25 protein-coding genes are annotated in these 24,057 nt (G+C 41.3%); 18 read left to right on the top strand and 7 right to left on the bottom strand.

Translation table 11 applies throughout. The annotated features are described in order from the left end of the window. The first annotated feature begins 17 nt into the window (after window positions 1-17). From dnaG to ACN6NB_RS11410, 5 genes are all read left to right on the top strand, one after another. Complete coding sequence (dnaG, locus tag ACN6NB_RS11430; RefSeq protein WP_144516073.1) at window positions 18-1,847, top strand: DNA primase; 1,830 nt, start codon at window positions 18-20, stop codon at window positions 1,845-1,847. 205 nt (window positions 1,848-2,052) lie between these two features. Further along, window positions 2,053-3,174 carry an RNA polymerase sigma factor RpoD gene (rpoD, locus tag ACN6NB_RS11425; RefSeq protein WP_008342392.1) on the top strand — a complete coding sequence of 374 codons (1,122 nt, stop codon included), beginning with the start codon at window positions 2,053-2,055 and terminating at the stop codon, window positions 3,172-3,174. 301 nt (window positions 3,175-3,475) lie between these two features. Beyond that, window positions 3,476-3,835 carry a cytochrome c550 gene (gene cccA / locus ACN6NB_RS11420; protein ID WP_059374613.1) on the top strand — a complete coding sequence of 120 codons (360 nt, stop codon included), beginning with the start codon at window positions 3,476-3,478 and terminating at the stop codon, window positions 3,833-3,835. Window positions 3,836-3,955: 120 nt separating this feature from the next. Beyond that, window positions 3,956-4,672, top strand: coding sequence for a tRNA (adenine(22)-N(1))-methyltransferase (locus ACN6NB_RS11415; RefSeq protein WP_039180027.1), 717 nt, complete (start codon window positions 3,956-3,958; stop codon window positions 4,670-4,672). Continuing rightward, a complete protein-coding gene (locus ACN6NB_RS11410) occupies window positions 4,665-5,786 on the top strand; it encodes a Nif3-like dinuclear metal center hexameric protein (RefSeq protein ID WP_099663449.1) in 1,122 nt (373 codons plus the stop codon). Before ACN6NB_RS11415 ends, ACN6NB_RS11410 begins: the two co-directional genes overlap by 8 nt. A gap of 37 nt (window positions 5,787-5,823) precedes the next feature. Here the strand turns inward: ACN6NB_RS11410 and ACN6NB_RS11405 are convergent, their stop codons facing one another. Continuing rightward, complete coding sequence (locus tag ACN6NB_RS11405; RefSeq protein ID WP_024423011.1) at window positions 5,824-6,768, bottom strand: 4-hydroxy-3-methylbut-2-enyl diphosphate reductase; 945 nt, start codon at window positions 6,766-6,768, stop codon at window positions 5,824-5,826. A gap of 157 nt (window positions 6,769-6,925) precedes the next feature. Further along, window positions 6,926-7,630: a VrrA/YqfQ family protein gene (gene vrrA / locus ACN6NB_RS11400; RefSeq protein WP_144491403.1), complete on the bottom strand. Its 705-nt coding sequence runs from the start codon at window positions 7,628-7,630 to the stop codon at window positions 6,926-6,928. Window positions 7,631-7,785: 155 nt separating this feature from the next. Here vrrA and ACN6NB_RS11395 point away from each other — a divergent pair, with 155 nt between their 5' ends. Next, entirely contained in the window at window positions 7,786-9,105 is a 1,320-nt protein-coding gene (locus ACN6NB_RS11395) for a DEAD/DEAH box helicase (protein WP_024423009.1), read from the top strand. Between the two features lie 9 nt (window positions 9,106-9,114). Further along, window positions 9,115-10,008 carry a deoxyribonuclease IV gene (locus ACN6NB_RS11390; protein WP_047202314.1) on the top strand — a complete coding sequence of 298 codons (894 nt, stop codon included), beginning with the start codon at window positions 9,115-9,117 and terminating at the stop codon, window positions 10,006-10,008. Window positions 10,009-10,056: 48 nt separating this feature from the next. Here the strand turns inward: ACN6NB_RS11390 and ACN6NB_RS11385 are convergent, their stop codons facing one another. After that, a complete protein-coding gene (locus ACN6NB_RS11385; RefSeq protein ID WP_024423008.1) occupies window positions 10,057-10,311 on the bottom strand; it encodes a DUF2624 domain-containing protein in 255 nt (84 codons plus the stop codon). 140 nt (window positions 10,312-10,451) lie between these two features. Here ACN6NB_RS11385 and ACN6NB_RS11380 point away from each other — a divergent pair, with 140 nt between their 5' ends. From ACN6NB_RS11380 to ACN6NB_RS11360, 5 genes are all read left to right on the top strand, one after another. Continuing rightward, a complete protein-coding gene (locus ACN6NB_RS11380; protein ID WP_047202313.1) occupies window positions 10,452-11,333 on the top strand; it encodes a YitT family protein in 882 nt (293 codons plus the stop codon). A 135-nt stretch (window positions 11,334-11,468) separates the two neighbouring features. After that, complete coding sequence (locus ACN6NB_RS11375) at window positions 11,469-12,245, top strand: metal ABC transporter ATP-binding protein (RefSeq protein WP_144491404.1); 777 nt, start codon at window positions 11,469-11,471, stop codon at window positions 12,243-12,245. Then, on the top strand, window positions 12,245-13,105 hold the full coding sequence (locus tag ACN6NB_RS11370) for a metal ABC transporter permease (RefSeq protein ID WP_024423005.1): 861 nt from the start codon (window positions 12,245-12,247) through the stop codon (window positions 13,103-13,105). The genes ACN6NB_RS11375 and ACN6NB_RS11370 overlap by 1 nt, the downstream gene beginning before the upstream one ends. Beyond that, window positions 13,083-13,511 (top strand): zinc uptake transcriptional repressor Zur, encoded by a 429-nt coding sequence (gene zur / locus ACN6NB_RS11365; RefSeq protein ID WP_003217433.1) that lies wholly within the window; start codon window positions 13,083-13,085, stop codon window positions 13,509-13,511. The genes ACN6NB_RS11370 and zur overlap by 23 nt, the downstream gene beginning before the upstream one ends. 136 nt (window positions 13,512-13,647) lie before the next feature. Then, window positions 13,648-14,565, top strand: coding sequence for an ROK family protein (locus tag ACN6NB_RS11360; RefSeq protein WP_144491405.1), 918 nt, complete (start codon window positions 13,648-13,650; stop codon window positions 14,563-14,565). Window positions 14,566-14,584: 19 nt separating this feature from the next. Here the strand turns inward: ACN6NB_RS11360 and ACN6NB_RS11355 are convergent, their stop codons facing one another. After that, window positions 14,585-15,163 carry a 5' nucleotidase, NT5C type gene (locus tag ACN6NB_RS11355; protein WP_144491406.1) on the bottom strand — a complete coding sequence of 193 codons (579 nt, stop codon included), beginning with the start codon at window positions 15,161-15,163 and terminating at the stop codon, window positions 14,585-14,587. Between the two features lie 139 nt (window positions 15,164-15,302). Between ACN6NB_RS11355 and ACN6NB_RS11350 the strand changes: the two genes are divergently transcribed. Then, entirely contained in the window at window positions 15,303-15,665 is a 363-nt protein-coding gene (locus ACN6NB_RS11350) for a cell division protein CrgA (protein WP_144491407.1), read from the top strand. Window positions 15,666-15,708: 43 nt separating this feature from the next. Here the strand turns inward: ACN6NB_RS11350 and ispG are convergent, their stop codons facing one another. After that, window positions 15,709-16,824, bottom strand: coding sequence for a flavodoxin-dependent (E)-4-hydroxy-3-methylbut-2-enyl-diphosphate synthase (ispG, locus tag ACN6NB_RS11345; protein WP_024423001.1), 1,116 nt, complete (start codon window positions 16,822-16,824; stop codon window positions 15,709-15,711). A gap of 105 nt (window positions 16,825-16,929) precedes the next feature. Beyond that, the gene (locus ACN6NB_RS11340) at window positions 16,930-17,232 is read right to left on the bottom strand and encodes a hypothetical protein (protein ID WP_039180007.1); all 303 of its coding nucleotides are present in this window, start codon (window positions 17,230-17,232) and stop codon (window positions 16,930-16,932) included. A gap of 198 nt (window positions 17,233-17,430) precedes the next feature. Between ACN6NB_RS11340 and ACN6NB_RS11335 the strand changes: the two genes are divergently transcribed. Next, complete coding sequence (locus ACN6NB_RS11335) at window positions 17,431-17,976, top strand: GNAT family N-acetyltransferase (protein WP_144491408.1); 546 nt, start codon at window positions 17,431-17,433, stop codon at window positions 17,974-17,976. 74 nt (window positions 17,977-18,050) lie between these two features. On the opposite strand, the gene ACN6NB_RS11330 is transcribed toward ACN6NB_RS11335, so the two are convergent. Continuing rightward, window positions 18,051-18,809, bottom strand: a complete 759-nt coding sequence (locus ACN6NB_RS11330) for a DUF1189 domain-containing protein (protein WP_144491409.1) — start codon at window positions 18,807-18,809, stop codon at window positions 18,051-18,053. A 144-nt stretch (window positions 18,810-18,953) separates the two neighbouring features. Between ACN6NB_RS11330 and ACN6NB_RS11325 the strand changes: the two genes are divergently transcribed. The 4 genes from ACN6NB_RS11325 (at window position 18,954) to ACN6NB_RS11310 (ending at window position 23,896) form a co-directional block, all read left to right on the top strand. Continuing rightward, complete coding sequence (locus tag ACN6NB_RS11325; protein WP_039180001.1) at window positions 18,954-19,439, top strand: DUF456 domain-containing protein; 486 nt, start codon at window positions 18,954-18,956, stop codon at window positions 19,437-19,439. Window positions 19,440-19,621: 182 nt separating this feature from the next. Then, window positions 19,622-20,230 carry a superoxide dismutase SodA gene (sodA, locus tag ACN6NB_RS11320; RefSeq protein WP_007501264.1) on the top strand — a complete coding sequence of 203 codons (609 nt, stop codon included), beginning with the start codon at window positions 19,622-19,624 and terminating at the stop codon, window positions 20,228-20,230. Window positions 20,231-20,351: 121 nt separating this feature from the next. Beyond that, window positions 20,352-21,638: an MFS transporter gene (locus tag ACN6NB_RS11315; protein ID WP_039179998.1), complete on the top strand. Its 1,287-nt coding sequence runs from the start codon at window positions 20,352-20,354 to the stop codon at window positions 21,636-21,638. A 122-nt stretch (window positions 21,639-21,760) separates the two neighbouring features. Beyond that, window positions 21,761-23,896: a peptidoglycan D,D-transpeptidase FtsI family protein gene (locus ACN6NB_RS11310; protein ID WP_039183202.1), complete on the top strand. Its 2,136-nt coding sequence runs from the start codon at window positions 21,761-21,763 to the stop codon at window positions 23,894-23,896. The last annotated feature ends 161 nt before the right edge of the window (window positions 23,897-24,057 follow it).

Here is a 24,057-nt window from a genome sequence, read left to right as displayed (position 1 = left end):
GACGGAGTGTTATTAGGATGAGCAAACGTATACCAGATGAACTTTTGGAGCAGATCCAAAAAAACGCAGACATTGTCGAAGTGATTGGAGAATACGTACAGCTTAGAAAGCAAGGTCGAAATTACTTCGGTCTTTGTCCATTCCATGGTGAAAATACTCCTTCATTCTCTGTTTCAGCAGATAAGCAAATCTTCCATTGTTTTGGCTGTGGTGCAGGAGGCAATGTGTTTTCGTTCCTCAGACAAATGGAAGGCTACTCATTTATTGAAGCCGTTTCACATGTGGCTGATAAGTACCATATTGATCTGCCTGATCAGGTGGCGAATGCTCAGATGAGTTCCTCTCAGCAGGAGGACACAGCAGATCATAAAATGATTGAGGCCCATGAGCTTCTTAAGAAATTTTACCACCATTTGCTGGTAAATACAAAGGAAGGTCAAAACGCACTCGATTATTTACGGTCCAGAGGCTTTACGGATGAAACAATTGCCAAGTTTGAGATCGGGTATGCTCTTGATTCTTGGGATTTCGTGACCAAGTTTTTAGAAAAACGAGGATTTGATCCTGTGATGATGGAGAAGGCTGGTCTTTTAATTCAACGTGAAAACGGCACAGGCTTTTTTGACCGCTTTAGAGATCGTGTCATGTTTCCCATTCATGATCATCATGGAACGGTCATCGCTTTTTCCGGAAGATCGCTTGGTGATCAGCAGCCTAAATATATGAATAGTCCTGAAACGCCGCTTTTTCATAAAAGTAAGCTGCTTTATCACTTTCATGACGCACGTATGCATATTCGCAAACGCGAACGGGCAGTTCTTTTTGAAGGATTTGCAGACGTCATCTCAGCTGTTACATCAGGTGTCGGTGAAAGTGTTGCAACAATGGGTACGTCTCTTACAGAAGAGCACGTAAAGCTTCTCAGGCGGAATGTAGAAGAGATCATCCTTTGCTATGACTCTGATACGGCCGGATACGAAGCGACCATGAAAGCATCAGATTTGCTTGGAAAAAGAGGATGTAAAGTTCGCGTTGCCATGATACCAGATGGACTTGATCCAGATGATTACATTCGTAAATATGGCGGCGAGAAATTTAGGAATGACATCATAGATGCAAGTGTGACATTAATGACGTTTAAGATGAATTTTTTCCGAAGAGGAAAAAACTTATCAGACGAAGGAGACCGTCTTACTTATATGAAGCAGGTTCTCCGAGAAATCAGCCGGTTAAACGGCTCTTTGGAGCAAGAGATTTACATGAAACAGCTTGCTGGGGAGTTTTCGATCTCACTTGATTCATTAAAAGAACAACTGGAGCTGTTTGAAAAGCAGCAGCGGCAAGAAACCAAAAGCACGCAGGAAGAAAACGGGCTTGAAAAACGGCGTGCACATCTGTCAACACAAGTAAGAAGAAAGCGTCTGCGGCCGGCATATGAAAATGCAGAGCGAATGCTGCTTGCTCATATGTTAAAAAGCGATGACGTGATCCGCAAAGTACTTGACAGAATCGGGATTGAATTTAATATAGATTCGCACAGGGCGCTGGCAACGTACATTTATGCCTTGTATGAAGAAGGCAAAGAACCAACGCCGCAACATCTGATGAACCGGATAGAAGATGATGTCATGAATCAGCTGTTGACGGATATATTAATGATTCAAGTCGGAGACGAACTAAGTGAAGCTGAATTAAGTGATTATGTAAAAACAGTGTTGAATCATCGGAATTTGTCAATGATAAAGGAAAAAGAACTAGAACGTGCAGAAGCGGAGAGGCAAAAAGATTTCTTCAAAGCGGCAACACTTGGACAAGAAATTATTCAATTAACCCGTTCGCTGAAGTAATACGTCTATTATTAATGACAGGACTTACGGCTGGCAATGAATCCTTTACGGGAGGAGCATAAGACCGCAAGCATCTTGCCTTCATCATTATTTATTTTATTCCTATTTGCTTCGTCTTCTGTTTGACAGAGAGAGAAAAGCAGGGCGGAAGCAAATCGCAAGTTACTTTAGAATTCGTTGCAAGCTTTGGAAGGAGGGATCCATAATGGCTGATAAACAAGCCCACGAAACCGAAACTGAATTAACCTTTGAACAGGTGAGAGATAAGCTCACTGAAACGGGTAAAAAACGGGGCGTTTTAACATACGAAGAAATTGCAGAGCGTATGTCTAGCTTTGAAATTGAATCAGACCAAATGGATGAATACTATGAATACTTAGGCGAACAGGGTGTAGAGCTCATTAGTGAAAACGAAGAGACAGAAGACCCAAATGTTCAGCAGCTGGCTAAAGCGGAAGAAGAATTTGACCTGAATGATTTAAGCGTACCACCAGGTGTCAAAATCAATGACCCTGTTCGTATGTACTTAAAAGAAATCGGACGCGTCAATTTGTTATCTGCTAAAGAAGAAATTACGTACGCTCAAAAGATCGAAGAGGGCGATGAGGAATCAAAAAGAAGATTAGCGGAAGCGAACCTTCGTCTCGTTGTCAGCATTGCGAAACGCTATGTTGGTCGTGGTATGCTGTTCCTTGACTTGATTCAAGAAGGAAACATGGGTCTGATGAAGGCGGTTGAGAAGTTTGATTACCGCAAAGGATATAAATTCTCAACATATGCGACTTGGTGGATTAGACAGGCGATCACACGTGCGATTGCCGATCAGGCGAGAACAATCCGGATCCCGGTTCATATGGTGGAAACCATTAATAAATTGATCCGTGTTCAAAGACAGCTTCTGCAAGACCTAGGCAGAGAACCAACGCCTGAAGAAATTGCTGAAGACATGGATTTAACTCCAGAAAAGGTAAGAGAGATTCTTAAAATTGCGCAAGAGCCTGTATCTTTAGAAACACCTATTGGTGAAGAAGATGACTCACATCTTGGTGATTTTATCGAAGACCAAGAGGCGACATCTCCATCTGACCACGCTGCGTACGAACTCTTAAAAGAGCAGCTTGAAGATGTATTAGACACGCTGACGGACCGTGAAGAAAATGTGCTGAGACTACGTTTCGGACTAGACGACGGAAGAACACGCACGTTAGAAGAGGTTGGTAAGGTGTTCGGCGTAACAAGAGAGCGTATCCGACAAATTGAAGCGAAAGCTCTTCGTAAATTAAGACACCCAAGCAGAAGTAAACGATTAAAAGACTTCTTAGAGTAGAAACCGGACGGATCTTGAAAGAGATCCGTTCTTTCTTATCAAAAATGAAAACGCTTTTTTCAATCTGATTATATTTTACTGAATAACAAATGAATTTGCAACGTTCTTAGAGAAAAGATGTATAAAAAATACATCTAAATGTGCTGAAGGCTTCGTTTCTCATCTAGATTCATTTTTGTCTAATCTGTGAACTTGACCAAAGTTTTGTATCATAATTCGTTTACTTTTTGTAAAATTAAAGTAGAATTAGAATTGTTTGCATAGTCTCAAAGGGGTTTTCACAAAGGGGAGGATGAAAGAAATGAAACGGAATCCACTTATACCATTTTTATTGATTGCCATTTTAGGTATTGGACTCACTTTTTTCTTATCAATGAAGGGGCTGAAAGATGAAGAAAAAATTGCCTCAGGGGGCAAGGAGCAAAAGCAAGAAGAGACAGCAAATGCGACGCCGGAAGAATTGTATAAACAGAACTGTCTAAGCTGTCACGGGGAAAACTATGAAGGCGGCGCAGGTCCTGCTTTAAAAGGTGTTGGAGACAAGCTTGAAGTAGCTGACATCAAGAAGAAAATTCAAGAAGGCGGCAACGGGATGCCAGGCGGGCTGATTCCGAATGAAAAGCTCGATGATATGGCGGAATGGGTATCTAAAATTAAATAACCTTACACAAAAAGCTCTTTTTCAAAAGAAGAGCTTTTTTCATTTGAAAACGACTTTTAAAAAGTCCATAATTTATATAAGATAGACAAGTATGAACATTAAAGAAAAGTAGTGATACGTATGAATGAAATGAATTTATCCAAACGATTAAAAAAAGTCGCAGACTTTTTACCAGATGAGGCAGTCTTCGCTGATATCGGCTCAGACCATGCCTATTTGCCATGCTATGCGATCCTGCATCAAAAAGCAGTGAAAGCTATTGCTGGTGAAATTACCGATGGACCGCTCCAATCGGCGCAGCAGCAAGTACATAGACTTGAATTAGATGAACAGATATCGGTCAGAAAAGGAAATGGCCTTGAAGTCATTGAAAAAGGCGAAGTGAATGCAGTGACGATTGCAGGTATGGGCGGGGCACTCATCGCAAGCATTCTAAATGAAGGAAGGCATAAGCTCGCAGGCCATGAGCGGCTCATTCTTCAGCCGAATATCCATGCCCACCATATTCGTTTATGGCTTTATCAAGAGGGGTATGAATTGATGGATGAAGTCATTTTAGAAGAGGACGGCAAAATATACGAAATCATCATCGCAGAAAAAGGCGATAAAGATAAAGCTTATGAAGGGATGTCACTTGAAGCAGGCATGCTCGTTGGTCCGTTTCTTGCGAAAGAGCAAAATGACGTCTTCCAGCGCAAGTGGATGCAAGAGCTTCAGCATATGGAGAAGATAGAAAGTCAAATTCAGCAGGCAGCACGGACAGAAGAAAACAAAGAGCGCCTTGAAGAGCTGAATGTGAAAATAAAGATGCTAAAGGAGGTCTTGACTGTTGGCTAAAACAGTAAACGGGCATGAAATCATCCAATTGTTTGAACAATTTTCACCAAAGGCATATGCCATGGAAGGTGATAAAATTGGTCTCCAGATTGGAACATTGAATAAAAAAGTAAGTAATGTGATGATCACCTTGGATGTATTAGAGAATGTAGTAGATGAGGCGATCGAGCGAAAAGTGGATCTCATTATTGCGCACCATCCGCCGATTTTTCGTCCATTAAAACATGTAGCGACAGATCAGCCAGCTGGACGGATCATTGAAAAATGCATCAAACATGATATTGCGGTATATGTGGCACATACGAATTTAGACGTAGCTGATGGCGGAGTCAATGACCTGCTTGCTGAGGCTCTAGAGCTTGAAGAAATAAGTGTGCTAGTGCCGACTTACGAGGATCCAATCAAACAGCTTGCTTTGTATGTCCCTGAAGAGTTTGAAGAGGCCATCCGGACAGCTTTAGGAAATGCGGGCGCAGGTCATATAGGCAACTACAGTCATTGTGCGTTTTCAAATGAAGGGACAGGCAGCTTTTTGCCATCAGAAGAAGCTAAGCCGTTTATTGGGGAGTCGGGTCAATTAGAATTTGTGAAAGAAGTGCGGATTGAAACCATTTTCCCAGCAAGCATAGAAAAACAAGTGATTCGCGACATGATCAAAGCACATCCTTATGAAGAAGTCGCCTATAGTGTACACACGACAGATCTTCCGCCTATTCAAAAAGGCCTTGGCCGTATTGGAGAGCTAAATGAGCCTATGACACTTAGAGATTTCACGCAATTTGTGAAAACGAAGCTAGATGTGAATGGTGCTCGTTTTGTAGGAGATCAAGACGCTGTAGTGAAAAAAGTGGCGGTGCTTGGCGGAGACGGAAATAAATACATTCATCAAGCGAAAAGAATGGGTGCAGATGTGTATGTGACAGGAGACCTTTATTTCCATGTTGCGCATGATGCCATGATGCTTGGGCTGAACGTAGTGGACCCAGGGCATTATGCTGAAAAGATTATGAAAGAAGGCGTAAAGGCGAAGCTTCAATCGCTATGTGCAGATAAAAAGTATGACGTACAGCTCTTTGTTTCTGAATCAAACACAAACCCATTTCAATTTATGTAAACAAAAAACGTCAGAGCATATCCGCTCTGACGTTTTCTTATTTCTTTGTTTTGACGCGAGGTAAAATTTTAGAAAGAGGAACGGTCCGTTCAATCTTCCAAGTCGTTTCATCATCCGGTTCATAGTTTTCTAAGAAACGAATGACTTCCTTTGTAATAGGTGTTGGTGTTGAAGCACCAGCAGTAACAGCAACGGTTTTGACGCCCTGCAGCCATTCCAGCTTGAGTTCACTTAAATCGCCAATACGGTAAGCCTGCGTTCCGGCTATCTCCATTGACACTTGTGCGAGACGGTTGGAGTTATTACTTTTTGGATCGCCGACAACAATGGTTAAATCGGCTTGACCAGCTTGCTGCGAGACAGCTTCCTGACGCACCTGTGTCGCAAGGCAAATTTCTTGATGATACTCGACGTGAGGGTATTTCTCTTTAATCAGCTCCATCAGATCGTGGACATCCCATTGAGACATCGTCGTTTGGTTCGTGATGAGAAGTTTTTCTGATGTTAAATCGAGCGCCTCAATATCGGCTTCTGTTTCGACAAGATGTACCTTGTCAGGGGCTACTCCGACAGCTCCTTCTGGCTCAGGATGACCTTTTTTCCCAATATAAATAATGTCATAGCCATCGGCTGTTTTCTCTGAAATGAGTTCGTGGGTTTTCGTGACATCAGGACAGGTCGCATCAATGGCGACAAGGCCTTTTTCTTCTGCGATTTGACGAACCTCAGGAGAAACGCCGTGAGCCGTGAAAATGACTGTTCCGCTTTCCACCTGCTTTAAAATGTCTAAGCGGTTTGGTCCGTCCAGTGTGTAGATTCCATCTTCCTCGAAGGCATCAGTGACATGTTTGTTGTGCACAATCATACCTAATATATAAATGGGGCGTGGCAAGTTCTTATCAAGTGCGGCATTTTTAGCAATGACCATTGCATCCACAACGCCATAGCAATAGCCACGCGGCGATATTTTAATTACATTCATTTATTCGTCCTCCTGTAGGGAAGTGCTGCTAGAGAAGAACAATATAAAAAGCCGTAAAAAACGGCTTTTTATCATTCTCTTGCTTCCATTATAGCCAAAGTAAGCGTATATATCAAAGATTGTTATACGCAGTGAACACTTCGCCGTTAAAAGATCACTAAACATATAGTTTTGGAACAGAGCTGCCAGATCTTTTTTTCGGTTTTGCTTCAGGAGCAGGTGATGTGTGTGGTGCTGCTTTTTTGACAAGGATGTCTTCGGGTTCAACATTTTCTTCTTTTTCATCAGTTTGTGCTTCTTCCTCGGGTACTTCTGTTTCTGCGCTGGTCTCCGTTGCTTCTGCATCATCGTCATTTGCATTTGCTTCATCATCGTCCGCACTGCCAAGCTGGCTGTACAGTTTAATCATTGCAGGCAAGTTTCTCACTAAAGGACCGTATTGCTGAATCATTGGCGTAAATTGCTGCGCCATCCCGAGCACTTTTTGAACATTTCCTAACATGCTTGAGAGGGTCGCAGGATTAGTGAAGCTCTGGATTCCTTGTAATCCCGCACCACCTCCAGAGACTCCAGCTCCTCCTGCGCCAGGAAGAAATTTAGAGAGCATGCCTTTAATTCCTGCTCCGCCGCCTAGTGCACGGCTCTCACCTCCTGGAATTCCGCCCATCCCGGGTAAACCGCCTCCCTGTACAGACGGGGAGCGAGGCATCATTTGCTGAAATGGATTGCCTTGCCCTTGAAAAGGCTGTTGGATAGGAGGCTGCTGCCCTCTTTGAAACATTCGGGGCTGTCCGCCATTTCCAAGGTGCCGGCGTGAGGGGCGGCGCGGCTGAAAATCGCCCATAGGCCTTTGCCCTAACATACTTGTACCTCCCTTACTGCATTCTCTTTCTCTTCATAGGTTATGCAAGGAAGCATCAATTGGTTTCCTGTAGGAAAAGCGGACATGGTTTTTTTACTGAAAATCAGCTATAATGAGGAGATGAGCAAAAAGGCATTGCCTTAAGGAGTGAAAACATGAAAGAAACAAAATTTACGACATATGAATTAAAGCCTTTTATTATAGATGCTATTCATGAACTAGGCTTTTATGAGCCGACTGATATTCAAAAAAGAATCATCCCTGCTGTTTTAAAAGGAGAAAGCGTGATTGGCCAGTCACAAACAGGAACAGGAAAAACTCATGCGTACTTACTGCCGCTGATTCATTCAATTGATCCAAGCAAAGAGCAGGTACAAGTCGTGATTACTGCGCCTACAAGAGAATTAGCCAATCAAATTTTCAAAGAAGCTCAAACGATTTTAAAGAATGCTTCTCCAGAAGAAGAGATCAAAGCAAAGCTTTACATTGGCGGAACGGACAAGCAGAAATCAATTCAAAAGCTAAAAAACCAGCCGCATTTGGTGGTCGGCACACCTGGACGTATTGCTGATCTCATTCATGAGCAGGCGCTGAATGTTTACAAAGCGACCTCTCTTGTCATTGATGAAGCGGATTTAATGCTTGATATGGGATTTTTAGAAGATGTGGACCGTATCGGTGCACAAATGCCAGAACAGCTGCAAATGCTTGTGTTCTCTGCAACCATCCCAGAAAAACTAAAGCCTTTCCTGAAAAAATATATGGACAATCCAAAGTATGCGCATGTTGAACCAAGACGTATTACAGCTGAAAACATCCAGCATATTTTAGTTCCATCTAAACAGCGTGATAAATTAAAATTGCTCCATGAAATGGTGACGAATGTACAGCCATATTTAGGGATCATTTTTGCCAATACAAAAACAACTGTTGATGAAATCGCATCGTTCCTACAAGAAAAAGGAATGAAAATCGGTGTGCTTCATGGCGGATTAACGCCGCGCGAACGTAAAAAAGTCATGAAACAAATTGAAGATTTGGAGTTCACTTATATTGTGGCATCTGATCTTGCAGCTCGCGGAATTGACATTAAAGGCGTCAGCCACGTGATTAACTATGAGCTACCATCTGATCTTGATTTTTATGTGCACCGCGTTGGAAGAACAGCTCGTGCTGGTTCATCTGGAATTGCCATGACCATTTATGAGCTGGCTGATGAGGATGCACTCATTCAAATTGAGAAAATGGGCGTTGTGTTTGAAAACAAAACCATTGTTCATGGCGAATGGCGAGATGCCGATGACCGTCTGAAGCGTCAAAGACGTAAAAAAGCACCAAATGAAATTGAAGAAAAAGCAAAACGTCTTGTGAGAAAACCGAAAGCCGTCAAACCTGGATATAAAAAGAAAATGACACGTGAGATGGATAAAATCAAAAGACAGGAACGTAGAAAGTCAAAGCGTAATGGAAAGTAGGGGGAAACATTGTTAAAGATTGGTTCACATGTATCCATGAGCGGAAAACATATGCTTCTTGCAGCGAGTGAAGAAGCTGCCTCTTATGGTTCGAATACGTTTATGATTTATACAGGTGCACCGCAAAATACGCGCCGCAAAAAAATCGAAGACCTCAATATTGAAGCTGGACAAGCGCATATGAAAGAGCACGGCATGACAGATATCGTCGTCCATGCTCCGTATATTATCAATATTGGAAACACAGTGAATCCCGCGACATTTGAGCTTGGCGTAGATTTCCTGCGCTCTGAGATCGAGCGTACGGAAGCGCTAGGTGCAAGGCAAATTGTTCTTCACCCAGGTGCGCATGTTGGAGCAGGGGCAGAAGCAGGGATTCAAAAAATCATTGAAGGCTTAAACGAAGTCATTGTGAAAGGTCAAGAGGTTCAAATTGCACTTGAAACAATGGCAGGAAAAGGATCAGAATGTGGAAGAAGCTTTGAAGAGCTTGCCCAAATTATCGACGGCGTGACACATAACGAAGCTCTTTCTGTCTGCTTTGATACGTGTCACACGCACGATGCTGGTTACCCGATTGTGAGTGACTTTGATGGTGTATTAGAAGAATTTGACCGAATCGTCGGTATTGACCGAATCAAAGTTCTTCATATTAATGACAGTAAAAACGTACAAGGCGCAAGAAAAGACCGACATGAAAATATCGGTTTTGGTGAAATTGGTTTCGATGCACTGAACTATATTGTGCATCATCCGCAACTTCAAGATGTGCCAAAAATTCTAGAAACGCCTTATGTAGGTGAAGATAAAAAGAACAAAAAACCACCTTACAAATTCGAAATTGCGATGCTGAAAGAAAAGCAATTTGATGAAGGCTTACTAGACAAAATTATGGGTCAGTAAAAAAGGATGCAACATGTTGAGGTGCCGCTAAATGCGGCCCTTTTTTGCTTAACTTGTAAACTGGTTAAACAAGTCATTTACAGTCTGTGCTGTCTGTTTAGAAGTAATCGCTTCCACTTGCTTAAGGAGCCGGTTACGCTCTGAATCATTAAAAATATTGATGTTTTTCCCGTTCATGAGTTTGGCAACCTCAGCTGCTTGATGTGACGTTAAACTGACGCCATACTGTTTCGCATACCTTAACAGATCATTTGCTGTGATCTGATTGAGCCGCTGCAGGACAATTTTTTGGATTAAAATCAATTCCATTCCTCCCCTCTGTAACAATGTATGGGCGAAAACGGAAAATGTGCAAAAAATTTTATTTTATTCTGTGAAATGATAAAATAGTAAAGTGAATAAAATGTTCATTGAAAATTTAACATGTGTAGAAGGGAGAACGTATGGCAAATAGTAAACAGCATAGAAAGGAATCAGTGCCTCATTTTATTTTGAGAATTTTCCTGATTCTAGTAGGGGCTGCATGTGCAGCAGTCAGCATTGAATTATTTTTAGTGCCAAACAATATTATTGATGGGGGCATCATCGGCATTTCGCTTATTTTGGATTATCTCTTTACAGATAACCCGTTTATTAATTTTGCGACGATTGTTGTCATTTTAAATATTCCATTTATGATATCAGGATACAAGCATATTGGAAAAACCTTTCTGGTTTCCACTGTGATTGGGATTGTCAGCTTAGCCGTGATTGAATCTTCACTTCATCATGTGGAGGCATTTACAACACAGCCGATCTTAGCCACTGTATTTGGCGGGCTATTACTTGGATTTGGTGTTGGACTTGTCATCCGTAATGGAGGCTCAATGGATGGAACAGAAATTTTAGGAATTCTTTTGACGAAAAAAATCCCTTTCTCCGTCGGTGAGTTTGTTATGATCGTCAATGTGTTCATTTTTATTTGGGCGGGCTTTGTTTTCGGACCAGAGCAGGCTATGTATTCTGTCATGACATATTATTTGGCAATGAAAACAATTGATGCTGTCATTCAAGGGCTTGATGAAACAAAAGCTGTCATTATCGTATCAGATTATTATGATGAAATTTCAGATGCGATTCTGCATCGACTCGGCAGGGGAACGACAAAGCTGAGAGGAAAAGGCGGCTATACAGATGAAGAAAAAGATGTCATCTACGCCGTTGTCACAAGGCTTGAAATTACAAAGCTGAAATCCATCGTATTTGAAATTGATGACCAAGCATTTATCACGATTATGGATACGCATGAAACAAAAGGCGGTAAGTTCAAAACAGCCATTCATTAGCTTTTATTTTACTTTTTTATCTTTCTTTTATATAATGAAATGTATGTATGGACAGAGAAAATGGCAAAAGCCATTTTCTTTTTGTTGTATAAATCGTAATCATTCTTTTTATATTGATTAAAGGTGGAAAGATTCATGGCAAAGCCAATCATTGAAATGAATGACATTTCGTACTCATATGGACAGCGAAATGTCATTGATCACATTCATTTAACAGTAGAGGAAGGAAACTTTCTAGCACTTGTTGGACCGAATGGTTCTGGTAAAACAACCTTATTAAAATGCCTGCTTGGGCTCATTAAACCGCAGCAAGGTGAATTAAAGCTATTTGGCACGCCTGTTTCAAAATTTAGAGACTGGGATCAAATTGGATTTGTTTCTCAAAAGGCGAATAGCTTCAATACGGGTTTCCCTGCTTCTGTATATGAGGTCGTCGCAAGCGGATTGACCGCGAAAATTGGTTTGTTTAAACGAATGAGCAAGCAGGATAAATGGCAAGTGGAAGATGCCATTCGCTCAGTTGGTATACAAGATTTAAAGCATCAAAACATCGGGGAGCTATCTGGCGGTCAGCAGCAGCGCGCATTTATTGCCCGTGCGCTTGTCAGTCAGCCAAAGCTGCTCATTTTGGATGAGCCCACAGTTGGGGTAGACCAGCGGACAGTAGAAGGCTTTTATCAGCTGCTCGAAACATTGAACAAAGAAAAAGGAATGTCTTTAATTCTCGTCACACACGACGTTGGCACCGTTTCCGATAAAGTCACCCATGTGGCTTGTTTAAATCAGACACTGCATTTCCACGGGGATGCAGAAGCGTTTGATTCAATGGATGATCAGGCGCTATCCCAATTTTACGGGCATGACATTCAAGTGATTCATCACGACCATCACCATCATGGGGGACATGAATAATGCTATTTCCATTTTTTCATTATGAATTTTTACAAAATGCATTTATCGCAGGGTTACTGATTGGTTTTATTGCGCCCTTACTTGGTGTATTTATTGTCGTCAGAAGGCTCTCGCTTATTGCAGATGCCCTCAGCCACGTATCACTTGCCGGTATTGCCGCAAGTCTATTTCTTGATAAAAAGTTTGGCCTTTTGACAGGGGTAAGCCCGCTGTACTTAGGGATGGCTTTTTCTGTTGCTGGTTCATTGTTTATTGAACGCCTGCGCTCCGTGTATAAACATTATCAGGAACTTGCCATTCCCATTATTTTATCAGGGGGAATTGGGATCTCCGTCATCTTCATTTCACTAGCGAATGGCTTTAATACAGATTTGTTTAGTTATTTATTCGGAAGTGTCAGTGCGGTGTCAAGACTCGATCTTTGGATCATTGTAGGGATCTCACTCGTTGTTGTGTTAGTTGTTGTGCTTTTATATAAAGAATTGTTTTTGCTTTCTTTTGATGAAGAGCATGCAAAGGCTTCTGGTATTTCAGCAAAATGGATTCATTTTATTTTTATCTTAGTTGTCGCACTTGTCATTGCGGCATCGATGCGTATCGTCGGTACACTGCTTGTGTCGGCGCTCATGACGCTTCCTGTTGCGGCAAGTATCCGCATTGCCAAAGGATTTAAACAGGCGATTTTCCTTTCGATTTTGTTTGGTGAATTGTCGGTATTAGCCGGATTGATTTTAAGCTATTATCTTGATTTAGCGCCAGGCGGAACCATTGTGATGCTGTCTATTTTGATTTTAATCGGGTGTATTAGTATTGGGAAATTCAGAAGGGGGAATCAACATGAACGTACAAGAAGCGCTTGATTTATTAAAGGAAAAAGGCTACAAATATACAAGCAAACGTGAAGATATGCTTCAATTGTTTTCTGATTCTGATAAATACTTGACCGCTAAAAATGTGCTGACGGCACTAAGTGAAGATTACCCGGGTCTTAGCTTTGATACAATTTATCGAAACTTGTCACTATATGAAGACCTTGGAATATTAGAAACAACGGAATTGTCAGGGGAGAAACTATTCCGTTTCAAATGTTCATTTTCCCATCATCACCATCACTTTATTTGTCTTACATGCGGGAAAACAAAAGAAATCGATGCCTGTCCTATGGACAAGCTTGATGCCGATCTAGAGGATTATCATATTAGCGGACATAAATTTGAAATATACGGAACGTGTCCTTCCTGCGAACCGAAGGAAGTTCACTCGTGAAAAAGCCAGCCATGGAGCTGGCTTTTTTGTTTTGTCATTTGAAAACGTTTTACAAAGAGATTCTGTTTCATTAAAATGAGATCAAGGTAATACAGCGTGCAATTTGAGTCTTTTGGAGTAAAGGGAGGGGTCAAAAGTGGCTTATTACGTCGTGTTTGATGTAGGCGGGACGAGAACGAAACATGGATTAATGGATCAGGATGGAAAGCTGGTCACTAGTGGTGACTATCAGACGAACTGTCGGCAGCTTGAACCGTTTTTAGAAGCAATGGCGGGTGTGGTCAGGGATTATCAAAGGAAGCAGGATGTCAGGGGTATCGCCATCAGTCTTCCAGGCTTTGTGGACAGTGAATCAGGTTATACAGAATTTGCAGGCGCCATCATCGCCTTAAATGGTCAAAATGTAAAAACACTTTTAGAAGAGAAGACATCTCTTCGTGTAGAAGTGGAAAATGATGCGAACTGTGCAGCTCTCGCAGAAAAATATAGCGGCCATGCGAAAGAGTGTGACAGCTTTATTTGTATGACGCTTGGCACAGGTGTTGGCGGTGGTATTTTCGCTGGTGGTCAGCTTGTGCGTGGGGCTTCCTTTCGCGGCGGTGAATTTGGCATGATGCTGACAGAAACAGACAATGGACAATTTACAACACTCAACAGCAGCGCTTCAACGGCTGGACTCATTCGCAGCTATAAAGAAAAGCAAGGAATTCCGCAAAGTACACAAATAGACGGACAAGACATTTTTGAAAAGGCGAAGCACGATCCGTCCATTGAAAAACTGGTGGATCAGTGGTACAAGCGAATCGCCATTGGCATTTACAATGTAGCAACCGTCCTCAATCCAGAAAAAATTCTCATTGGCGGCGGCGTGAGCGCAAGACCAGATTTACTATCAAGTATTGAGAAACACCTACATACACTGCCTGCGTGGAAGAACATTCAGGTGAAGCTGGAAACGTGTTATTACTTGAATCAGGCAGGCATGAAGGGAGCGTTGTACCATTTCTTCATGAAAGAAGGGCAGCTTGCTCCATCGAAAAAGCCGATACATTAAATGTATCGGCTTTTCTACCTTAATAAGCAGCTTGCAGACTTTGTTCATATTGTTTGATCCATTGAGACGCTTCCTGCCAGTTGTTTACGCGAATAATTCTGTCGTCAATTGGCATCTGGTTATAAGGGGAGTTAAAAAGTATAACCGGGATGTCTGCCTCTTTTGCAATCATTGTGGCATTGCCGTGATGGTCTTCAAAAAATACATCAATCTTGTGCTTTTGAACGGCTTCCAGCTTATGATGACCGCCAACCAGCTCAATGTCATCATAATGCACGTCATGTTCTTGAAACCACTTGTAGGTGATATCTGAATGCTGCTGCCTTCTTGCTGTAATATAAATCAATTTGTGCTGCTGCTTCATTTGGTCGAGGATATCTTTAGCACCCTCAGCAGGCTTTGCCTGTTTATAAATAAGAGGCTCATGCTCATTCATCCAGCCCCAAAACTCTTCTTGAGAAATCTTTAAAAGCTTCGTCAAATCATATTCTGTCATATCATCTAGTGTCATGGCACATTGGAACGACTCGTTTAAATAGGGAACAAAGGTGTCCTGTGCCGTCACTGTACCATCAATATCAATTCCTAAACGTAACATGCCCACACTCCTCATTTTTATACTCTTAAAGTGTAACATAATCATTTCACAATTCCAGCAAGTTTTAGCAAACATGAAACAGACATTTTTGCTCATACTAAAAAAGCTCCTTTCTATTAACCAAAAGGGGGAATTGATCATGGGAAGAGACGAGGATTTCAGAAGAAATGATCGTGAAATCGACACACACTTTAGTAATGATGATGGCTATTTAGAGGAAACAGCTGCTGAAATTGCAGAGCCATATCAAGCTTCAAGAGATCGAGAAGATAGACGAGGACGTGACCAAGCAGGTGACGATTCAGGCAGTAAAGGGATAGGCTATACAGCACTCGCGATTGCGATTATCTCATTATTTGTCTTGCCGGTGCTATTAGGGGTAGCGGCCATCGTCGTTGGTTATATTGCACGAAGAAAAGGAGCACATGCGCTTGGCGCGTGGTCAATTGGGATCGGAATTGTTTCCGTCATCCTAGGCATATTTATCACCCCGTTCTTTTAACAAGAACAGAAAAACGCCTGACAATGACGTCAGGCGTTTTTTGTTATGCATTCGCTTGTTTTTCTTTTTCAGCTTCCATTTTCGCATAATGTTCTTCAGCGATTTTATCGATTTCTTTTTTCAGTTCTTCGACCATTGTTTCTTCCGGTACTTTACGAACAATTTCACCTTTACGGAACAATAATCCTTCGCCTCTAGCGCCTGCGATGCCGATATCTGCTTCACGCGCTTCACCTGGACCATTTACAGCACAGCCGAGGACTGCTACTTTAATCGGAGCTTTGATTTTAGAAATATATTCTTCGACTTCATTTGCAATGCTGATAAGGTCAATTTCAATTCGTCCACAAGTTGGGCAGGAGATTAGTGTTGCTGCATTTGATGCAAGACCAAATGATTTCAACAATTCACGTGCTACTTTTACTTCTTCAACTGGGTCAGCACTTAATGAGATACGGAGTGTATTCCCAATCCCCATATTCAAAATAGCGCCAAGTCCAGCTGCACTTTTGACTGTACCTGCAAATAACGTACCTGATTCTGTAATCCCAAGATGAAGAGGATAATCAAAGGCTTTAGCCGCTTTTTCGTATGCCTCAATTGCAAGGTTTACATCAGATGCTTTCATACTGACGATGATGTCATGAAAGTCTAGGTCTTCTAGAATTTTAATGTGATGCAGTGCACTTTCGACCATACCATCTGCAGTTGGGTAGCCGTATTTATCAAGAATCTTTTTCTCTAATGAACCAGCGTTTACCCCAATACGAATTGGAATGCCTTTTTCTTTTGCTGCTTTGACAACAGCTTCAACTTTTTCTCTTCTTCCAATGTTTCCTGGATTGATTCGGATTTTGTCTGCGCCTGCTTCAATCGCTTTCAGTGCAAGCTTGTAGTCAAAATGAATATCCACAACAAGCGGGATGTTAATTTGTTTTTTAATGTCCGCAATTGCATTTGCTGCACGCTCATCTGGACATGCGACACGCACGATTTGACAGCCTGCCTCTTCTAAACGTTTAATTTCAGCGACTGTCGCTTCGACATCATGTGTTTTGGTTGTTGCCATACTTTGAATGACAACCTCATTATTTCCACCTATAGTTAAAGGTCCCACTTTGACGGGACGCGTTTTAGTACGATGTGTGACTTCACTCACTTGTCAATCGCTCCTTAGTGTACAAGCAATTCTTTGCCGTGTACGTCGTGTTTTACAGTTCATATTGTAACAGTCTCTTCGTATGAATGACAAGGAATTAACGTTTTATCTCTTATAGACAGGAAACTTATATGTACTGCCTGCTCTGATTTCGTTCGCTTTCACACCTTGATTCAGCTCCTCGAAATCTTTAATGACATCATCAAGTGGCTTGCTTGTATGTACGATGGAGAGGACCGTTTCACCTTGTTTTACCGTAACGTTCTTATATGTCTTTTTCTCAGCTGTTTGAAGGGCACTTGCTGGAACGGCTGGGTTTTCCTCAACAGGAATGGTTCCATTTTTTAAATCAAAAAAGATAATAAAGAGGACAAATAAACTGATTAGTAAAAAAAGAATTCGCCGCATTTTACTCACCGCTTTTAAGAGTTTACTTCAGTCTATGCATGTCCTGAAATGATAGAACCAAAAAAGAGGAGAAAAGCTGGAAAGGATGGTTCTAGTTAGTTCTAGTATGTCTTGTAATAAAACTGCTTGGGTCGTTGGTGTAAATAGGAGAGCAATCTCATATGGCGATTATGATAAAATAAGAAAGGGGGAGATTTTATGAAGAAAGTTAGTCAGCATATATATGTGAGAACACTAACAGAAAATGATGCAGAATCACTGTTAACATTAGAACTTGAGAATCGCTCATATTTTCAGGAATTTACACCTTTGATCAAAGATGATTTCTTCACGTTACCTCGTCAAATTGAACGAATTCAGCGGAGTAGGCAAAGAAGAGAACAAGATGAATCATACATGCATGGTATCTTCTTAAATGAAACAGGTGACTTAATTGGGACGATCTCTTTAAGTTCTGTCGTAAGAGGTCCGATAGAAGGAGCTTGGCTCGGGTATGTACTCGATCAAAGGCAGGGCGGAAAAGGATATATGACAGAAGCCATTCGTTTAATCATTGACTATGCCTTTTTTGAGTTGAATCTCCACCGGATTGAGGCTGGAGTAAAGCCGAGTAACAGGGGTTCCATTCGTGTGCTTGAAAAGACAGGTTTTGAAAATGAGGGACTAAATCGTAAAAAAGTAAAGATTAACGGAGTGTGGGAGGATCATTATTTATTTGCGATCATCCATCCAGATGGGTCCTAGCGTATCAACATACATAAAAAGCTCCTCCGAGACGGGGGAGCTTTCATTGTGTAGACAAATCCTTGTTGGATGGATCATTTGCTTTTTTTTGCAGGTATTTCTTTTACCACAAGATATAAAAAGATAAAGTTAATGACCCAATTCAATAAAAATGAGTTTGCAACAGGTGTGTTTAATGCACTCATGATGGCGAAAAAGACCGTTGTTAATGTGAGTGAATAAGCGGAGAGCTTCCAAAGCATTTGGAAAGACAGCTCTTTTTGCTGCATTCGTTTAATAAATGTACCAAGCATTGCAAGGAATGTTGCGCTAATAAACATGAGCGCCGCAGTTGATAAATATAGCAGTACACAGATGACAGGGATAATAATCGCTTGGTTCTGATTTGTGACGTGAGCAAGTTCGTCTTTTGTCAGCGTTCCGCCTAGGAGCTGGTATGGAATATCTGTCATTTGCCCATCAATCGCAATCACTGCTTTTTCCTTTAATAAAGCAATGGCTGTTTGCTTTGATTCAAGTTCACTTGCTTTTATTTTTTCAGCAGGATCAAAGATGATCGTAATGCCGTTTTCTTCTTTTTCTATTGGTGCACTTTGATCCGCTTGAAGCTTTCCTTTTTCAATTGAAAATTCGGGTAAATCTTTTTTGATCACTTGCTGAAATCCTGACATCGCATTCGAGATCTCCTGGCTCATATGATATCCCTGAGGAACTGCTGCGATAATTGAAAGGATAAAAATGAATAAAATCGCTTTACCGATTCCTGTAAATCTTGCTTTGGCAATATCTTTTGGTGAATAAATTCCTTTTAACAATAGATTAAATACGTTCAATACCTATTCACTTCCTACATTCTTTTCTATTTCTCATATTGTATCAATGTCTATCCATCAAGTACAAGTATGGCCTCATCACTGGTTAAGATAGAAGGAATGAGGCATAATGTATACAGCATATAAAAAGGAGGCGGCAGGGTCTTGGACGTGCTTTATTGGATACTGATTGGCTGTGCATTTATCATTGCGTTTGTTGGACTGGTTTATCCAATTATTCCGAGTGTGGTCTTTATGGTACTCGGATTTATTCTATATGGCTTCTTCTTTAGTTTCGAGCCGCTTACACTGACGTTCTGGCTCATTCAAGCGATGTTTACTGCCGTCTTATTTGCGGCGGATTATGTTTCAAATCTTATAGGGGTCAAGCGCTTTGGCGGCAGCAAGGCAGCTATTTGGGGAAGCACCATTGGGTTATTAGCTGGTCCTTTTGTGATCCCCATTGCAGGAATTATTATTGGTCCATTTCTCGGGAGTGTCATTGCAGAGCTCCTTGTTCATCAAAAAGATTTGAAGACGAGTGTGAAAGTCGGATTAGGCTCATTAATTGGATTTGTATCAGGTGTTTTTGCAAAAGGATTGATTCAAGCGTTGATGCTGGGCATCTTTTTATTTTATGTCCTTCGCTAAGTTGAAAAAGGGTGTTTAAAACTTTATCTAAAGGGCTAAATACAAAATAAACACTGAAATGTTTCAGAACATGAGCAATAACGTTGAAACAAGCTGTTTCTTTTGATACTCTTTGAGTAGGGTGAATTGCTGACTTACAAAGGAAGCATTTCAGTACATACATTTTAAGGAGGAAATTAACCATGGCTTTTAAACTTCCAGAATTACCATATGCTTACGATGCATTAGAACCACATATCGACAAGGAAACAATGACGATTCACCACACAAAACACCACAACACATATGTAACAAACTTAAACAAAGCAATCGAAGGTGTATCAGCTCTTGAAGATCAATCAATTGAAGAGCTAGTGGCTAACTTAAACTCAGTGCCTGAAAACATTCGTACAGCTGTACGTAACAATGGCGGAGGACATGCGAACCACTCATTATTCTGGACGCTTCTTTCACCAAACGGTGGCGGCGCACCAACTGGTGAACTTGCAGATGCAATCGAAAAAGAATTAGGCGGATTTGAAAAATTCAAATCTGATTTCGCTGCAGCAGCTGCAGGACGCTTTGGTTCTGGTTGGGCATGGCTTGTTGTGAACAACGGAAAACTTGAAATCACAAGCACGCCAAACCAAGATTCTCCTTTAACTGAAGGAAAAACGCCAATTCTAGGACTAGACGTTTGGGAGCATGCTTACTACCTAAACTACCAAAACCGTCGTCCTGATTACATTTCAGCATTCTGGAATGTTGTGAACTGGGATGAAGTAGCTCGCCTTTACAGCGAAGCAAAATAATGATTTGATTCTAAAAGACCTGCTTTCAAGAGAAGCAGGTCTTTTTATATTTTCCCTCCTTTTTTTACATATCTGCCTTTTGATGAGACAGACTATTGTGTAGAAAAGGAGAATGAATTGTATGAGCAGATTAAAGAAAATGTTCGGGGACATGGATGTTACAAGAGATTTATTGCTCCTCCTCACGATTGGTGGGTTATACGCACTTGCCATTGCGCTTTCAAATACGTTTGTAAATGTGTACTTATGGAAACAGTCTGGGAAATTCACAGATCTTGCGATTTATAACTTGGCCATTGTGGTGCTTCAGCCCATTACGTTTTTATTCGCTGGCCGGCTCGCTAAAAAAATAGACCGGGCGTTTGTCCTTCGTTTCGGTGTCATCTTTTTAGCCGCTTTTTATTTGATTGTTTTAATGGCAGGAGAACAAGCGGCCGCACGGCTTGTTTTATTGGGAAGTGTCCTTGGGATCGGCTATGGTTTTTACTGGCTTGCTTTTAACGTACTCACCTTTGAGATCACCGAGCCTGAAACAAGAGACTTCTTTAATGGGTTTCTTGGGGTGCTTTCCTCAACTGCTGGCATGATCGGTCCTCTCATTGCGGGGATTGTCATTTCTCAGTTAACGGATGATACAGGCTACACAGTCATTTTCACGTTATCGCTTTTTTTGTTTTCATTAGCGGTTGTGATGAGCTTTTTCCTCAAAAGAAGACAGTCAAAAGGCAAATTTATCATCAAACAAATTTGGAAAGAACGCCATGCAGACGAGAACTGGCGTAGGATTACATCAGCACACTTTTTTCAAGGGCTTCGTGAAGGGGTCTTTGTCTTCTTAATCAGTGTCTTCGTGTTTATTGCAACAAACAGTGAGCTTGCTCTCGGGACGTTTGGTTTAGTGAATTCAGGTGTTGCGTTTTTTGCTTATTTCTTCGCTACACGTTTGATTAAGAAAAAGTGGCGGAAGAAGGCGATTATGCTTGGCGGGCTGATTTTATACGGCGCCCTGTTTTTAATCGTTTTCCACTTGTCCTATGTTTCACTTCTGATGTATGCGGTAGCCATTGCGATAGGATATCCGCTCCTGCTTGTTCCTTATGTATCCTTAACATATGATGTCATCGGCCATGCAAGGTATGCCAGAAAGGCCAGAATTGAATATATTGTGGTCAGAGAGCTATTTTTAAATGCCGGCCGTATTAGTTCGATTATTTTGTTCCTGCTGTCTGTCACCTTACTAGGTGATGAGCTCGGAATCCCAGCATCTCTTGTTGTGCTCGGGGCGGGACATACCCTCATTTATTATTTTGTAAAAGATATTCATTTAAAAGAAAAAACAGCTGATATGAAAGAGGCTGACGGTCAAAAGCCAGTTTCTCACACGAACCTTATTAAGGGAGAAAGGTAAAATTTCTTACCAATGGAACATCAAATTTCTAGATAAATGATAAAAAAACCGCTAAAATGATGATGGCACCTTTTAAATACAAAAAGGGGTGCCATTTCTTTCTTGATAGAAAAGGTGATGTGATGAGAAACAAGAAAAACAAAAAAGACGCGAAGGAAGGGCGCAAAACACTTCCGATCCGGCTGAATTTATTATTTTTAGCTGCGTTTATTATTTTTACCGGTGTTGTCGTTAGACTCGGGTTTGTGCAAATTGTCAATGGAGAAGATTATAAAAAGCAGGCAGAGAAACAAGAAGATGTGAATGTCAGCTCATCTGCTCCGCGCGGAAAAATTTACGACCGAAACTACAATACGATTGTCAGCAATAAAGCGCTAAATGCCATTACATATACGAGAACCTCGACGACTTCACAAGAAGAGCGGCTCAAAGTGGCATCAAAATTAGCGGATATGATTCATGTGAGTACGAAAAAAATCACAGATCGGGACAAAAAAGATTTCTGGATCTTAACGCATCCGAATGAAGCGAAAAAGCTTGTTCAAAAGGAATCAGAATTAAAGGGTGACGATAAGGTCTCTGATGATAAACTATATGAGCTTCAGCTAAAACGCATCACAGACAAGGAATTAAATCAACTGACGAAAAAAGATTTACAAGTGCTTGCCATTAAAAGGCAGATGGATGGAGGCTATGCACTGACGCCTCAATTTATTAAAAATGAAGATGTAAAGCCGAGCGAAATTGCTTACGTCTCTGAGCATTTGGACGAGCTGCCAGGTGTTGATGTAACAACAGACTGGTCACGCAGCTATCCGTATAAAGGACTGCTCCGCAGTATGCTTGGCAGTGTGTCTTCGAGTGATGAAGGTCTTCCGCAGTCACTTCTTGAGCATTATCTATCACTCGGCTACAGCCGAAATGACCGTGTAGGAAAAAGCTATCTTGAATATCAATATGAAGATGTCCTGCAGGGCCAAAAGGAAAAAGAACAGAGTACAACTGATAAACAGGGCAATGTCACAAGCTCTAAAGTGTTAACAGAAGGTAAGAGCGGGAAAGACCTTGTGCTGACAATTGACATTCAGCTGCAAAAAGCGGTTGAAAAAATTATTGAAAAGAACTTGAGAAGTGCGAAACAAAGAGGGGGAACTGAGCTTCTTGATCGCGCATTTGTTGTCATGATGGATCCGAGAAATGGAGAGGTTCTCTCTGTTGCGGGTAAGCAGATTTCAAACAAAAACGGAAAATACAAGTTCGATGACTACTCATTAGGAACGATGACATCCTCATATGCGATGGGATCAGCTGTAAAAGGGGCAACGGTACTGACCGGATATAAAACAGGCGCTATTCATATTGGAAGTACCCAATATGATGAACCTCTCTATATCGCCCAGTCACCGCCAAAGAAATCCTATCAAAATATGGGACTCATTAATGATTTAACAGCACTAGAGCGTTCATCAAACGTGTATATGTTCAAAACAGCGATCGCTATTGGGAAAAGCGAATATCGTAAGAATCAGCCGCTCCCAATTGATCCGAAAGCATTTGATACGTTCCGCTACAATTTCAGTAAATTTGGCCTTGGCGTCAAAACTGGTATTGACCTGCCAAACGAGGCAACGGGCTACAGAGGAACGTCTACACAATCGGGCCTTTTACTTGACTATGCGATTGGACAGTATGATACGTTTACACCGCTGCAAATGGCGCAATACGTTTCAACCATTGCAAATGGGGGATATCGTTTACGTCCGCAGCTTGTCAAAGAAGTGAGAGAGCCAGATCCGCAGCGCGGCATTGGAGCTGTGACAGAATCCGTTAAACCGGATGTATTGAATAAGCTAGACATGACAAGTGATCAAATCAAGCGTGTCCAGCAAGGCTTCAAGCTTGTGATGCAGAACCCAAGAGGGACAGCCTATTCAAACTTTGGCAACAAAAAGTATAATCCAGCTGGCAAAACAGGAACCGCTCAATCATTCTATGACGGTCCAATTAAAAGCAAGCGCGGTACACCGACGTATAACACAACTCTTGTAGCATACGCGCCTGCTGATAATCCAGAAGTGGCCATTTCCGTTGTCGTCCCGTGGGTGTATCAAGACTATAATCAGCGCTATCCAATTACAAATGATATTGGGGAACAAGTATTAGACAAGTACTTTGAACTGAAATCAAAACAGGAAAGCAATGATACACAGGCGAAAAACAAAAACAAAATTGAAAATGAAGCAGAAACAAATAACTAGACCTTTCATAGGTAAAAACGCTCACTTTTTGTGGGCGTTTTTTTACGTTTTCTTCAAAAATTCCGATATAAATTGACAAAATTCATAAAAAACGCCGCAATTTCTCTACAAAACTTCGACATTTACAAAACCTTAACATTCCATTTAAACGAAATTAATAA

The organism is Bacillus sp. 11B20 (assembly GCF_056098985.1).
This window is presented reverse-complemented; position numbering and strand designations above follow the sequence as displayed.

Coding starts and splice junctions, on each gene's coding strand:
- dnaG (WP_144516073.1), top strand. CDS start 18: ATGAGCAAACGTATACCAGATGAACTTTTGGAGCAGATCCAAAAAAAC.
- rpoD (WP_008342392.1), top strand. CDS start 2,053: ATGGCTGATAAACAAGCCCACGAAACCGAAACTGAATTAACCTTTGAA.
- cccA (WP_059374613.1), top strand. CDS start 3,476: ATGAAACGGAATCCACTTATACCATTTTTATTGATTGCCATTTTAGGT.
- ACN6NB_RS11415 (WP_039180027.1), top strand. CDS start 3,956: ATGAATGAAATGAATTTATCCAAACGATTAAAAAAAGTCGCAGACTTT.
- ACN6NB_RS11405 (WP_024423011.1), bottom strand. CDS start 6,768: ATGAATGTAATTAAAATATCGCCGCGTGGCTATTGCTATGGCGTTGTG.
- vrrA (WP_144491403.1), bottom strand. CDS start 7,630: ATGTTAGGGCAAAGGCCTATGGGCGATTTTCAGCCGCGCCGCCCCTCA.
- ACN6NB_RS11395 (WP_024423009.1), top strand. CDS start 7,786: ATGAAAGAAACAAAATTTACGACATATGAATTAAAGCCTTTTATTATA.
- ACN6NB_RS11380 (WP_047202313.1), top strand. CDS start 10,452: ATGGCAAATAGTAAACAGCATAGAAAGGAATCAGTGCCTCATTTTATT.
- ACN6NB_RS11375 (WP_144491404.1), top strand. CDS start 11,469: ATGGCAAAGCCAATCATTGAAATGAATGACATTTCGTACTCATATGGA.
- ACN6NB_RS11370 (WP_024423005.1), top strand. CDS start 12,245: ATGCTATTTCCATTTTTTCATTATGAATTTTTACAAAATGCATTTATC.
- zur (WP_003217433.1), top strand. CDS start 13,083: ATGAACGTACAAGAAGCGCTTGATTTATTAAAGGAAAAAGGCTACAAA.
- ACN6NB_RS11355 (WP_144491406.1), bottom strand. CDS start 15,163: ATGTTACGTTTAGGAATTGATATTGATGGTACAGTGACGGCACAGGAC.
- ACN6NB_RS11350 (WP_144491407.1), top strand. CDS start 15,303: ATGGGAAGAGACGAGGATTTCAGAAGAAATGATCGTGAAATCGACACA.
- ACN6NB_RS11340 (WP_039180007.1), bottom strand. CDS start 17,232: ATGCGGCGAATTCTTTTTTTACTAATCAGTTTATTTGTCCTCTTTATT.
- ACN6NB_RS11335 (WP_144491408.1), top strand. CDS start 17,431: ATGAAGAAAGTTAGTCAGCATATATATGTGAGAACACTAACAGAAAAT.
- sodA (WP_007501264.1), top strand. CDS start 19,622: ATGGCTTTTAAACTTCCAGAATTACCATATGCTTACGATGCATTAGAA.
- ACN6NB_RS11315 (WP_039179998.1), top strand. CDS start 20,352: ATGAGCAGATTAAAGAAAATGTTCGGGGACATGGATGTTACAAGAGAT.
- ACN6NB_RS11310 (WP_039183202.1), top strand. CDS start 21,761: ATGAGAAACAAGAAAAACAAAAAAGACGCGAAGGAAGGGCGCAAAACA.